The sequence below is a fragment of the Metapseudomonas resinovorans genome (assembly GCF_002003485.1).
In the GTDB taxonomy this organism is placed as follows: domain Bacteria; phylum Pseudomonadota; class Gammaproteobacteria; order Pseudomonadales; family Pseudomonadaceae; genus Metapseudomonas; species Metapseudomonas resinovorans_D.
In genome coordinates this window covers 151224-164199 of sequence record NZ_BDMA01000020.1, presented here as the reverse complement: position 1 = coordinate 164199, position 12976 = coordinate 151224, and the positions used below count along the sequence as shown (strand labels likewise).

Below are 12976 nucleotides of genomic sequence, written 5' to 3'. Positions count from 1 at the left end.
CTGTGATGTGGCGGACGCAGAATCCCAAAACAGGATCCAACTGATGAGCGAAACTTCGGCTCCCGCTGTACTGTCCCTGCCACCCTTGCTGTTCGCCAACATGGCCTGCACCATGGCCGTGGTCTCGTTCGTCTCCCTGGCCGGTCCGATCTCGCGCCTGCTTGGCCTGCAACCCTGGCAGGCGGGCTTTGCCGTCACCCTGGGTGGCATCCTGTGGATGTTGCTGGCCCGGTTCTGGGGAGCGATGGCCGACCGCCACGGACGCCGGCATACCCTGCTGCTGGGCGCAGCAGGCGTGATTTTGGCGTACTGGAGCATGTGCGCGGTCATCGTTCTGTCGCTGCGCCTGCTGCCTCCGGCGCTACTGGCATTCATCGGGCTGGTGCTCACCCGGGGCGCGGTCGGTGCTTTCTATTCTGCGATCCCTACCACGGCCCAGGCCCTGATCGCCGATCACTACGCCCCGGCCGAACGGGCCGGAGCATTGGCGGCTCTGGGCGCCTCCGGCGCCTTCGGCATGGTGGCTGGCCCGGCCCTGGCCGGCCTGCTGGCGCAATCCAACCTGACCTTGCCGCTTTATGTCACCGCGTTGCTGCCTGTAATCGGCTTTTTTGCCCTGTGGTACACCTTGCCGCGTCATGAGCACCCGCGCCACCGCAGCAAGGTGCCTCTGCGCTTGGCCGATCCTCGTTTGCGCCGGGCCATGACGGTCTGTCTGGTCGTGGTGAGTGCCATAGGTGCCGCGCAGATGACCGCGGGTTTCTATGCCCTTGACCGCTTGCATCTAGAGCCGGTTTCCGCAGCCAGGGCCGCCAGTCTCGCGCTGACGCTGACCGGTATCGCTATGATCCTGGCGCAATTGCTGGTGCGTCGCCTAGGCTGGTCGGCGCAGCGGCTCATCCGCATCGGCGGCTTGGTTGCGGCGGCAGGTTTTTTCATGACCGCTCTGACCTCCTCGGTCATGTTGCTTGCTGTCAGCTTCTTTATTTCCGCACTAGGCATGGGCTGGTTGTTCCCGGCCTTCGCGGCCCTGGCGACGAATGCGGTGGAGCCTCACGAACAGGGGGCAGCGGCGGGTTCGATCGGGGTAATGCAGGGGCTTGGTATCGTGGTCGGCCCATTGGCCGGGACGCTGCTGCTCGGCATCGGCTCAACAGTACCGTTCTGGGTACTGGCGGTACTGCTGGCAGGCACGGCACTCTGGCCGTCCGGGACTAAGCCGGTGCGGGACTGAAGGTGGTAAAAGCGGAGGGGGCAAGCCATCCATGAATAACGGATGGCTTTGCCGGCTTGGTGCGAAAAGGTCAGTTTCTGCTCTTGAACGACAAGCGGAATCGATGCAGAAGCGGTTCGGTATAGCCGCTGGGTTGCGCGCAACCTTCGAAGACCAGCGCGCAAGCGGCCTGGAAGGCAACGGAAGAGTCGAAGTCCGGCGCCATGGGCCTGTAATTCGGGTCGCTAGCGTTCTGCTGGTCAACCACCTTGGCCATGCGCTGTAGCACTTCAAGAACCTGGTCGCGGCTGACCACGCCATGGCGTAACCAGTTGGCCATGTGCTGGCTGGAGATGCGCAGGGTGGCGCGGTCTTCCATCAGGCCCACGTCGTGGATGTCCGGCACCTTGGAGCAGCCGACCCCTTGCTCCACCCAGCGCACTACATAGCCGAGCAGGCCCTGGGCATTGTTCTCCAGTTCCTCGCGTATGGCATCGATGCTCCAGTCGGGCTTCTCGGCCACCGGCACCGTCAGTAGGCCGGTGAGCAACCCTTCGCGTTCGGTGGCGAGATCGATGCGCTCCAGCTCCTGCTGCACCTCCTGCACATCCACCTGGTGGTAATGCAAGGCGTGTAGGGTAGCCGCGGTTGGAGAGGGCACCCAGGCGGTGTTGGCGCCGGCCTTGGGATGGGCGATCTTCTGCGCCAGCATGGCCGCCATCAGGTCCGGCATGGCCCACATGCCCTTGCCGATCTGCGCGCGGCCGCGCAGGCCGCAGGCCAGGCCTACCAGCACGTTATTGCGCTCATAGGCCTGAATCCAGGCGGTGGATTTCATATCGCCCTTGCGCAGCATGGGGCCAGCTTCCATGGCGGTGTGCATCTCGTCGCCGGTGCGGTCGAGGAAACCGGTGTTGATGAAGGCCACTCGCGCCGAGGCGGCGGCGATACAGGCCTGGAGGTTGACGCTGGTGCGCCGCTCCTCGTCCATGATGCCCATCTTCAAGGTGTGGCGCGGCAAGCCCAGCAGGTCTTCGACACGGCCGAAGAGTTCATCGGCGAAGGCCACTTCAGCCGGGCCGTGCATCTTCGGCTTGACGATGTAGATGGAGCCGCGCCGCGAGTTGCGACGGACCTTCAGGTCATGCAGGGAGGCGAGGGTGGTGATTACGCCGTCGAGGATGCCTTCGGGAACTTCGTGGCCTTCGCCATCGAGGATGGCCGGGTTGGTCATCAGGTGGCCGACATTGCGCACGAACATCAGCGAGCGACCCGGCAGGCTCCGGGCCGTGCCATCGGCGGCGGTGTAGCTGCGGTCGACGTTCAGGCGACGGGTGAAAGACTTGCCGCCCTTGCTGACTTCCTCGGTGAGGTCGCCCTTCATCAGGCCCAGCCAGTTGCGGTAGACCTGCACCTTGTCTGCCGCATCCACTGCGGCCACCGAATCCTCGCAATCCATGATGGCGCTGAGGGCGGCCTCCAGCAGCACATCCTTGACCCCGGCGGCATCGGTCTTGCCGATCGGGTGGTTGGCGTCGATCTGGATTTCGAAGTGCAGCCCATTGTTCTTCAGCAGGATGGCGCTGGGTACGTCGGCCGAACCCTGATAGCCGATGAAACGCTCGGGATCGCGCAGTCCGCTCTGGCGATCCCCCAGGCTGACGAGCAGCCGACCGCCGTCCACCCGATAGCCGCTGGCCTCGGCATGGGAGCCTTCGGCCAGCGGCGCAGCCTGGTCGAGGAAGGTGCGGGCAAAAGCGATCACTCGCTCGCCGCGAATCGGGTTGTAGCCGGCACCTTTCTCCGCACCGCCGTCCTCGGGGATGGCATCGGTGCCGTAGAGTGCATCGTAGAGCGAGCCCCAGCGTGCGTTGGCGGCGTTCAGCGCGTAGCGCGGGTTGGACATGGGTACGACCAGCTGTGGACCGGCCTGTACGGCCAGTTCCGGGTCGACGTTGGTGGTCGCGGCCTGCACCTTCGCTGGTTGCTCCACCAGATAGCCGATCTCGCCGAGGAAGGCTCGATAGGCTGCCATATCATGGATCGGGCCTGGGTTGGCTCGGTGCCAGTTGTCCAGTTCGCTTTGCAGGCGGTCACGTTCGGCCAGGAGGGCGCGGTTCTTTGGCGCCAGATCATGAACCAGGGCATCGAGGTCCCGCCAGAAGGTTTCCTGGTCCAGGCCGGTACCCGGCAGCGCTTCGTTGTCGATGAAGGCGGCCAGTTCGGTAGCCACCTGCAGGCGGTGGCGCTTCACGTGTTCGGTCATGCTGTATCTCCGTTGAAAGTCAGGCCAGGCACCGGGCGCCGGCATGGGCGATCTGGGCATCCTGGTCGGCCTTGACGCCGGACACACCAACGGCGCCGACTACCTGGCCGTCCACCAGTACGGGTACGCCGCCTTCCAATGAGGTGAGCAAAGGTGCGGAGAGGAAGGCGCTGCGCCCGCCGTTGACCAAGTCCTCGTAGCTCTTGGATTCGCGGCGGCCGAGGGCGGCGGTGCGGGCCTTTTCAGTGGCAATGTAGGCGCCAATTGGCGCGCAGCCGTCAAGGCGCTCCAGGGCCAGCGGATGACCACCGTCATCGACGACGGCTATGGACACCTTCCACTGATTGGCTTCGGCCTCGGTGCGGGCGGCCGCGAGAATGCGGGCGACTTCGGTCTGGCTCAGGATGGCTTTGTGCTGCATGGCTAATCCTCAAATTGAGTTCGCAGGTAGATTCGATCTGGGTAGGAGCGAGCTTGCTCGCGAAGTTGTTCTGGGTCGTTCGCGAGAAGGCTCGCTCCTGCAGGTGTCAGTGCATGGCCTCGTCCACCAGCTCGATCCAGTGCCGCACTGAAGTGCGGCCGGCGCCGTCCAGGTGCGTCTGGCAGCCGATGTTGGCGGTGGCGATGACCTGGGGCTGGCCGCTTTCCAGGGCGTTGAGCTTGTTGTCGCGCAGTTGCCGGGACAGTTCCGGCTGGGTGATGGAGTAGGTACCGGCTGAGCCGCAGCAGAGGTGCCCGTCGGGTACCGGCGTCAGGTGGAAGCCCAGCCGACTGAGTACGCCTTCCACCGCGCCGCCGAGCTTCTGCGCGTGCTGCAGGGTGCAGGGGCAGTGGAAGGCCAGGCGCAGGTCACCGCGGATACCGAGACTTTCCAGCGGCGCATCGCGCAATACTTCCACCAGGTCTTTCGCCAGTTGGGCGACGCGCTCGGCCTTGGCGGCGTAGTGCGGGTCATCCTTCAGTAGATGGCCGTAATCCTTGACGAAGGCGCCGCAGCCGCTGGCGGTCTGGATGATGGCCTCGGCACCGGACTCGATGGCCGGCCACCAGGCGTCGATATTGCGCCGGGCGCGGTCGAGGCCGGCGTCCTGGGCGTTCAGGTGATAGTCCACAGCGCCGCAGCAACCCGCTTCACGCGCTGGCTCGACGCTAATACCCAGGCGGTCCAGCACCCGGGCGGCGGCGGCATTGGTGTTGGGGGAAAGCCCCGGTTGCACGCAGCCTTCGAGCATCAGCACGTGGCGAGCGTGGCGGACGGCAGGGCGTGGGCGGGCCGGGCGAACCTCACGCGGCAGCTTGGCCTTGAGTGCCTCCGGCAGCAGCGGACGGAAGGCGTTTCCGGTGTGCACCATTGCCTTGAACAGTCCAGCGTGGGGCACCACTGCGCGCAGGCCGGCGCGCAGCATGCGCTCGGTAAAGGGGCGCGGCACATGTTCTTCGACCACCGCGCGGCCGATATCCAGCAGGTTGTGGTACTGCACGCCGGAGGGGCAGGTGGTCTCGCAATTGCGGCAGGTCAGGCAGCGGTCCAGGTGCTGCAGGGTGCTGGCACTGGGTTTATGGCCCTCCAGCACCTGCTTCATCAGGTAGATGCGTCCGCGCGGACCGTCCAGCTCGTCGCCCAGCAGCTGATAGGTGGGGCAGGTGGCATTGCAGAAGCCGCAGTGCACGCAACTGCGCAGGATGGCTTCGGCTTCTTCGCCGCGCGGCAGGGCGCGGGCCTGTTCACTCAGATGGGTTTGCATATTCGGCCTCAGACTTCCGCGTACATCCGCCCGGGGTTAAAGATCCCCTGCGGGTCCAGTTGCGCCTTGAGCTGGCGGTGATAGCGCAGCAGCGCCACCGGCAGCGGCTGGAAAGGGCTGTCGCAAGAGTCGAAACAGGTGGCGTGGCCGCCGTTGCGGCTCACGACTGCGCGGATTTCCTCAGCGGGAGCTTCGGACTTGAGCCAGCGCTGGGCACCGCCCCAATCCACCAGTTGGGCGCCGGACAGGTCCAGAGCCGGCGTGTCGTTGGGCAGGGAAATGCGCCAGAGCGGACGGCTATCGCTGAAAAAGGGCAGGCGCTGCTCCTTGAGGTCCTCCCAGAAACCCGGCTCTACGCTTTCGCAGCCAAGTCGGTCGTGGGCGGCGGCCACCGAGCCTTCGCCGCCCTCCAGGCGCAGGTGCAGGAACTCACCGTCATGGCAGGCGGCGCTGATGGGCAACGGCTGCTGACCCCATTCGGCGAGCCGGCGCAGGGCATCCGCCACGTCCACCGCCAGGCGCAAGTTGGCCACGGCGCGTGGCTTGGGCAGGACCTTGAGGGAGACCTCCGTGAGCACGCCGAGGCAGCCGAAGCTGCCGGCCATCAGGCGCGACAGGTCGTATCCGGCGACGTTCTTCATCACCTCGCCACCGAAGCGCAGGTGCTTGCCGCCACCGGAGATCACCCGGGTGCCGAGGACGAAATCGCGCACCGATCCCGCCCAGGGCCGGCGCGGGCCGGACAGCCCGGCGGCGACCATGCCGCCCACAGTCGCGTTGCTACCCAGGTGAGGTGGTTCGCAGGCCAGCAGCTGACCTTGCTCGTCCAGTGCCTGCTCCAGCTCTGCCAGTGGCGTGCCGGCGCGCACCGTCACCACCAGCTCGGTGGGGTCGTAGGTGACGATACCCCGGTGCGCGCGAGTCTCCAGCAGGTCGCCAGTCACCGCGCGGCCGAGGTTCGCCTTGCTGCCACCGCCCTGGATGCGCAGCGGTTCACGTCGGGCGAGGGCATCGTTGACCTGCTCCAGCAACCAGGCGCTGGCATCGAAGGATGTCTGGCTCATCAGAAGCGCTCCAGTTCGGGAAAGGGCAGTTGGCCGTGGTGCACGTGCATGGCGCCGAACTCGGCGCAGCGGTGCAGGGTGGGGATGTTCTTGCCGGGGTTGAGCAGGCCCGTCGGGTCGAAGGCCGCTTTCACGCCGTGGAAGAGGGTCAGTTCGTCGGCGTTGAACTGGGCGCACATCTGGTTGATCTTCTCGCGCCCCACGCCGTGTTCGCCGGTGATGCTGCCGCCCACCGCGACACAGAGCTCGAGGATCTTGCCGCCCAGGGCCTCGGCCCGCTCCAGCTCGCCGGGCTGGTTGGCGTCGAAGAGGATCAGCGGGTGCATGTTGCCGTCGCCGGCATGGAAGACGTTGGCCACCCGCAGGCCGTACTCGGCCGAGAGATCGGTGATGCCGCGCAGCACGCCGGGTAGCTCGCGGCGGGGAATGGTGCCGTCCATGCAGTAGTAGTCCGGGGAGATGCGGCCCACCGCCGGGAAGGCATTCTTGCGCCCGGCCCAGAAGCGCACGCGCTCGGCTTCGTCGCGGGCCAGGCGCACTTCGGTGGCGCCGGCTTGCTCCAGCACCTGGCGCACCCGCTCGCAGTCGTCGTGGACGTCCGCTTCCACGCCGTCAAGCTCGCAGAGCAGGATGGCCTCGGCGTCCACTGGGTAGCCGGCATGGATGAAGTCCTCGGCGGCACGGATAGCGAGGTTGTCCATCATCTCCAGGCCGCCGGGGATAATGCCGGCGGCGATGATGTCGCCCACCGCGCGGCCGGCTTTCTCCACCGAATCGAAGGCCGCCAGCAGCACCCTGGCTACCTGGGGCTTGGGCAGCAGCTTGACCGTGACTTCGGTGACCACACCGAGCATGCCCTCCGAACCGGTGAACAGTGCCAGGAGGTCGAAGCCGGGACTGTCCAAAGCATCGGAGCCCAGGGTCAGACGCTCGCCTTCCACCGTGAGGATGTCCACCTTGAGCAGGTTGTGCACGGTCAGGCCGTACTTCAAGCAATGCACACCGCCGGCGTTTTCCGCGACGTTGCCGCCGATGGAGCAGGCGATCTGCGAAGACGGATCCGGCGCGTAATAGAGGTCGAAGGGCGCTGCTGCCTGGGAGATGGCCAGGTTGCGCACGCCAGGCTGGACGCGGGCGAAGCGCCCGGCCGGATTCACTTCCAGGATGCGGTTGAAGCGCGCCATCACCAGCAGGATGCCCTGTTCCAGCGGCAGGGCGCCGCCGGAGAGACCGGTGCCGGCGCCACGAGCCACCACCGGCACTCGGCGTTCATGGCAGAGCTTCAGGAGTTGCTCCACCTGTTCGATGCGCTCAGGCAGTACGACCAGCATGGGCGTGGTGCGATAGGCGGAGAGCCCGTCGCACTCGTAGGGCTTGAGGTCTTCCTCTCGGTGGAGGATATCGAGGTCGGGCAGGCGTTCGCGCAGTTCGGTCAGCAGCGCGGCTTTGTCGACCTTCGGCAGCGCGCCGTCGACGCGCTCGTCGTAGAGGATGTTCATGGCAGGCTCATCGGTCTTGTTGTTGTGGCGCCAGCGTTTGCGGGGGCGTTTGTAGAACCATCATTGGTCCCGCTTCAGCTGGCCGTCCATTGGTCTATCAACTGGTCCTACCAGTTTCTGTGGCGAATAGAGCTAACGTGGTTCATTGCTTCTAATGCGGCCTCTATGCTGTAGGGAGTTTCGTACAAGCCTTGAAATGGTGTTTAACAACTGGTCCTACCAGTTTAAGGAGAGGCCAATGTCGGGCGAAAAGACTGACGAACGCCGACAGGTCGCCGATGTGGTGGCCGAACGCATCGAGCAATTGATCGTCGATGGCGTGCTCAAAAGCGGCCAGTCGCTGCCTTCCGAGCGACGCCTGTGCGACAAGCTGGGCATTTCCCGCTCGGCGCTGCGCGAGGGGCTGAAGGTGTTGCGTGGGCGCGGGATCATCGAAACCCGCCAGGGCAGTGGCTCCTATGTGGCTGAGCTGACCGGGCCACGCGATGCCAGCCCGCTGATGCACCTGTTCAGCTCCCAGCCGCGCACCCTCTACGACCTGCTGGAAGTGCGCGCTCTGCTGGAGGGCGAATCCGCCAGGTTGGCCGCGCTGCGCGGTACTCAGGCAGACTTCGTGCTGATTACCCGACGCTACGAGGAAATGCTTGCGGCCCATGCTGCTCCGGAGGGCCTGGACTCCCAAGAACATGCACGCCTCGACCACGCCTTCCATCTGGCGGTGTGCGAGGCCTCCCATAACCCGGTGCTGGTGCACACCCTGAAATCGCTGACCGACCTGATGTTGAGCTCGGTGTTTGCCTCGGTTAACAACCTCTACCACCGGCCGCTCAGCCTGAAACAGCTGGATCGCCAGCACTCCCGTCTCTACCACGCAGTGACCGAGCGCTTGCCCGACCAGGCTCAGCGCGCGGCCCGCGATCACATCCACGGCATTCGCGACAGCCTCAAGGAGATCGAGCAGGAAGAGCAGCGGTTGGTGCGGGCGACCCTGCGCCTCGAAGGCTGGGCTTGAGCGCGATCTGCTGCGGCGGGCTTCCATGTTCGCCAAGGATGGGAGTGTCACTGGAGGTCTTTCTCTGCTCGTAATGCCATAAAAAAGGGCATGGATTGTGCCCATGCCCCGTCGCTGGCGAAGTCCGCACCGAATCAGTCGCGGACGCCCTCCAGCAAACCTTTCAAGTTAGTGCTCATGACACGCTGAGCCTGGGCATCGCTGAGATCCTCGATGTCCTTGAAGAAGTCCCACGGGTGGCTCAGGCCTTCTGGGTGCGGCCAGTCGCTGCCGAAGAGCACGCGGTTGTCACCCATGATCTCGCAGATTCGCAGCACCGGGTCCTCGTAGAACGGCGAGATGAAAACGTGCTTCTTGAAACTTTCCACCGGGTCTTGTTTGAAGGCCTTTGGCATCTTCTTGTAGTTCATCGCCAGACGTTCCAGCAGCGGCTCCAGCCAGGAGCTGCCGTTCTCCAGCGAGGCCACGCGCACGTCCGGGAAACGGTCGAAGACGCCGTGGCAGACCAGCGAGGTCAGGGTGTCGGAGATGGCGCGACCCATCCAGTCCAGGGTCTCGGCAAAGGGATCCTTCTCGAAGGGGCGGAATTCGCCCTTGCCGCCAGCGGTCCACCAGCGGTTGATCTTGTCGTAGCCGGAGTCGGAGACGTGCAGCATGACGAAGATCTTCGCCTCGTTGACCCTGGCCCAGAATGGGTCGAACTCCGGCATGCCCGGAGCGCGTCCCTCCATCGGGTCTTTGGTGCCGGCGACCGGGGCAGGTCGGATGCCTACCACTCGAGCGCCATGCTTCAGGACGAAGTCCAGCTCTTCGACGGCGCGATCGACATCGAACAGGTTGATCATCGGCACCGGGAACAGTCGGTTCTCGCGGGCGAAGCCGCAGCCCTCGGCCAACCAGCGGTTGGATGCGTGCATCAGCGCGGCGATCACGTCCGGTTTGTCGGCCAGGCGTTCTTCAATCACTGAGGCCAGGGTGGGAATGAACAGTGCGGCATGGATCTTCTGCTCGTCCATCACTTTCAGGTGAGCGGCACCATCGAAGAAGGCCGGATCCGAGGGCACCGGCTCGCCGCCGATTTCGCGCAGTGACAGGCCTTCGGGGTTCTCTCCGCGGTACCACTTCTCGTGTGCACCCGGCGCAGCCACCACATCAAAGGTCGGGTTGGGGATGTAGTCGCTGATCACGCCACCGACGGCCAGTTTGGTTCGGCCGTTGACCTGCACGTACTGGAATTCCTTGCGGTATTCCTTGGGCAGGTGGGTCAGGAAGGCCTCCGGCGGCTCGTAGAAGTGCCGGTCGACATCGTAGATCGGGTAATTGACGTTACGCATCATGACCTCTGTGATCGGTCTGGTTGATTAGTGAAACTGACTGTATGTTAGTTATAGATGTGCGTCAAGATGGCTGGAATTGGCGCGTATCAAGATTTACTAACTGACGTGTTGTCACTGATTTGGCCGGTGGCCAGGAGAAACGAAGCATGAGCGAAGCATTGACTGGAAAGGTGGCGGTGGTAGTCGGCGGCAGCAGCGGTATAGGCCTGGCGACTGTGGTTGAACTGCTGCGAGCAGGGTGTGCCGTGCGCGCCACGGGAGTTTCCCTGGCAGAAATAGAAGCCTGTCGCGCGGACTCCGAGCTTGCTGGCGCCGTGTTCGATCTGCTCGACGTACGCGACAGTGGGGCGGTGACGCGCTACTTCGCCGAACTCGAGCGTCTGGATATCCTGGTTAACTCTGCCGGTATCGGTCGCGGTGCAGCGGAGTTCGAGGAGGAGGGTTTCCTGCAAACGGTGGAGATTAACCTCAATGGTTCCATGCGCTGCTGTTATGCCGCCCGCGAGTTGCTGGCGCGAGATGGCGGCGCCATCGTCAACCTGGCCTCTGTTATGAGCTTCTTCGGTAGCCCTACTGCGCCGGCCTACTCCGTCAGCAAAGGGGGCGTGGTCCAGTTGACCCGCAGCCTGGCGGTGGCCTGGGGCAAGGAGGGTATCCGGGTCAACGCCGTGGCGCCGGGCTGGACCGACACCCCGATGACTCGCGGTATCCAGGAGCATGCCTCCGAGCGTAATGCGCGGGTGCTCGCGCGGACGCCTCTGGGGCGCTGGGCCCGGCCGGAGGAGATCGCGGCATGCATCCTGTTCCTGGTGTCGCCCGCAGCATCGTTCGTCACCGGCCATGTGTTGGCGGCGGATGGGGGATACATGGCAAACGGTTTATGAGCCCAAGGCCCGGCATTAGTCGGGCCTTTTCTTTTCCGGCCCGGTCGTTCTCCGGGACTGCCTTTCACATCTCCACCAACTCCTGCATCCGTCTCTTTGCTTCCCTACGGATAGGCTGACGCGTTCTCAATCCTGTTGCCCGGGGTTGAAGCACCGCATAGCCTTCCCCTCTAGTCCGGCGTGCCGGATCAAAGGAAATTCAATATGAGATAAATTGACAGCATGTTGTCAATGTGGAAAAGAGGTGTCATAGTTTGAGCAAGACGTCCGAAACGAGTGGTGCAGTGACGTTCGACCATTCGGTCCACAGCGAGCAGGGTGCCCGCCTGGCCGAATTGGTTGATGAGGTGCTGCGTCTGCATGGTCGGGTGATGAGTGCGAGGAAGCCGGCGGCGCTGGGTAGTTCTGCCCAGACCATCGTCCTGGCTTCGGTGGTCCTGGCGCAGGAGCCGCCAACCGTGGCGCGAATTGCGCGCAGTCTGGGCTATAGCCGCCAGGCGGTGCAGCGGGTGGCCGATGTGCTGGTGGAGGACGGGCATGTCCTCTACGTGGACAACCCTCATCACAAGACCTCCAAGCAGTTGGTGCCCACCGACAAGGGGCGCCACGCCTACGCAGAGGCTAACCGGGAAAGCGCGGAGTGGACCGAGCGCATCTCCCGTGGGCTGGAAGTCGTGGAGTTGGAACAGACGCTGAGCGTGCTGAGGCAAATACGCCGGAACCTCGAACTGGACAAAGAGCAGTCCGCAGGAGGGCCGGCATAACAACAAGAACCAGGTAAACGGGAGGTAGGTCGATGTTCGCGACAACGAGCAATTCACGCCGCTCCGCCAATCGGGCGGTGTGGGTAGTCAGGGAGCGAACCAGATGACTTCGACCCTTCCCGATTTCGACGGGCTTCTCGACTGGGCGGCCCTGGCTCCCTGGATCGAGTTAGCAGGCCTGCCTGGTAGTGGTCCGGTGACAGAAGTCACCCAGCTCACCGGTGGCTCGCAGAACAATCTGTTCCTTATGCAGCGCGGCGACGCCCGCTTCGTGCTGCGTCGCCCGCCGCGTCATCTGCGCGCCAACAGCAACGAGACCATGGCGCGAGAAGCTCGTGTCTTGGCGGCGATCGCAGGCAGCGCCGTGCCCCACCCACGCCTGCTGGCGGCCAGTACCGATGGCTCGGTGATGGGCGTCAACTTCTATGCGATGGAGCCCCTGGAGGGTTTTTCTCCGGCGGGCCAACTGCAGGGACTCTATGCCACGAATGCCAGCTGGCGTCGGCGCATGGGGGAGGAGTTCGTCAGCGCCGCTGCTGCCCTGGGTGGGCTGGACTATCAGGCTCTCGGCCTCGAAAACTTCGGCCGACCCAATGATTGGCACGGTCGCCAGGTGGAGCGCTGGCGCTCGCAACTGGACGGTTACCGAGACACCCCCGGTTACAGCGAGACCTCTCTGCCCCATGTCGACGAGGTGGGTCGCTGGCTTTCCGACAATGTCCCCGCGGACGGCCGCATCGGCATTATCCACGGCGACTTTCAGTGGCCCAACGTCATGTTCTCTCTGGAGGCCCCCCGAATTTCCGGGCTGATCGACTGGGAGCTATCCACCCTTGGCGATCCGCTGCTGGATCTGGCTTGGGTGCTGACCTCATGGCGCGAGCCGGGTGACCCCGAGGGTGGTGCTGGCGCCAAGCCGGTGGTGGAGCCTTGGGATGGTTTCATGAGCCGCGCTGAGCTGATCGGCCTCTACGGCGAACTGAGCGGCCGTTCCATGACCAGCATGCCGTGGTTCTTCGTGCTGGCCTGCTACAAGCTCGCCTGTTTGCTCGAAGGCACCTATGCGCGCTCGCTGATCGGCAAGGCCCCCAAGGAAATGGGCGCTTATCTGCACGACTACGCCACCTGGCTGATGGCCAAGGCCCGACAACTCATCGCAGCCGCCTGATGCGGCCCGCCGAAACTGCCTGGA

At 64.5% G+C, this 12976-nt stretch carries 11 protein-coding genes; 5 read left to right on the top strand and 6 right to left on the bottom strand.

Annotated elements, in window-relative coordinates; translation table 11 throughout:
* Positions 1-43: 43 nt before the first annotated feature.
* Positions 44-1234 carry an MFS transporter gene (locus MnOB_RS06635; RefSeq protein WP_077523265.1) on the top strand — a complete coding sequence of 397 codons (1191 nt, stop codon included), beginning with the start codon at positions 44-46 and terminating at the stop codon, positions 1232-1234.
* A gap of 70 nt (positions 1235-1304) precedes the next feature.
* Here MnOB_RS06635 and MnOB_RS06630 read toward each other — a convergent pair whose 3' ends face one another.
* The 5 genes from MnOB_RS06630 to glcD form a co-directional block, all read right to left on the bottom strand.
* A complete protein-coding gene (locus MnOB_RS06630; protein ID WP_077523263.1) occupies positions 1305-3479 on the bottom strand; it encodes a malate synthase G in 2175 nt (724 codons plus the stop codon).
* Positions 3480-3498: 19 nt separating this feature from the next.
* Positions 3499-3900, bottom strand: coding sequence for a heme-binding protein (locus MnOB_RS06625; RefSeq protein WP_077523261.1), 402 nt, complete (start codon positions 3898-3900; stop codon positions 3499-3501).
* A gap of 106 nt (positions 3901-4006) precedes the next feature.
* Positions 4007-5224, bottom strand: a complete 1218-nt coding sequence (gene glcF, locus MnOB_RS06620; RefSeq protein ID WP_077523258.1) for a glycolate oxidase subunit GlcF — start codon at positions 5222-5224, stop codon at positions 4007-4009.
* Positions 5225-5232: 8 nt separating this feature from the next.
* Positions 5233-6288, bottom strand: a complete 1056-nt coding sequence (glcE, locus tag MnOB_RS06615) for a glycolate oxidase subunit GlcE (RefSeq protein ID WP_077523256.1) — start codon at positions 6286-6288, stop codon at positions 5233-5235.
* Positions 6288-7787, bottom strand: coding sequence for a glycolate oxidase subunit GlcD (gene glcD, locus MnOB_RS06610; RefSeq protein WP_077523254.1), 1500 nt, complete (start codon positions 7785-7787; stop codon positions 6288-6290). The genes glcE and glcD overlap by 1 nt, the downstream gene beginning before the upstream one ends.
* 238 nt (positions 7788-8025) lie before the next feature.
* On the opposite strand from glcD, the gene glcC reads away from it, so the two are divergent.
* The gene (glcC, locus tag MnOB_RS06605; RefSeq protein ID WP_077523252.1) at positions 8026-8799 is read left to right on the top strand and encodes a transcriptional regulator GlcC; all 774 of its coding nucleotides are present in this window, start codon (positions 8026-8028) and stop codon (positions 8797-8799) included.
* 134 nt (positions 8800-8933) lie between these two features.
* On the opposite strand, the gene MnOB_RS06600 is transcribed toward glcC, so the two are convergent.
* On the bottom strand, positions 8934-10133 hold the full coding sequence (locus MnOB_RS06600) for an amidohydrolase family protein (RefSeq protein WP_077523250.1): 1200 nt from the start codon (positions 10131-10133) through the stop codon (positions 8934-8936).
* A 149-nt stretch (positions 10134-10282) separates the two neighbouring features.
* Here MnOB_RS06600 and MnOB_RS06595 point away from each other — a divergent pair, with 149 nt between their 5' ends.
* From MnOB_RS06595 to MnOB_RS06585, 3 genes are all read left to right on the top strand, one after another.
* Positions 10283-11020 (top strand): SDR family NAD(P)-dependent oxidoreductase, encoded by a 738-nt coding sequence (locus tag MnOB_RS06595; protein WP_077523248.1) that lies wholly within the window; start codon positions 10283-10285, stop codon positions 11018-11020.
* 254 nt (positions 11021-11274) lie between these two features.
* Complete coding sequence (locus MnOB_RS06590; RefSeq protein ID WP_158713771.1) at positions 11275-11784, top strand: MarR family winged helix-turn-helix transcriptional regulator; 510 nt, start codon at positions 11275-11277, stop codon at positions 11782-11784.
* Between the two features lie 103 nt (positions 11785-11887).
* The gene (locus tag MnOB_RS06585; RefSeq protein WP_077523244.1) at positions 11888-12952 is read left to right on the top strand and encodes a phosphotransferase family protein; all 1065 of its coding nucleotides are present in this window, start codon (positions 11888-11890) and stop codon (positions 12950-12952) included.
* Positions 12953-12976: the final 24 nt, after the last annotated feature.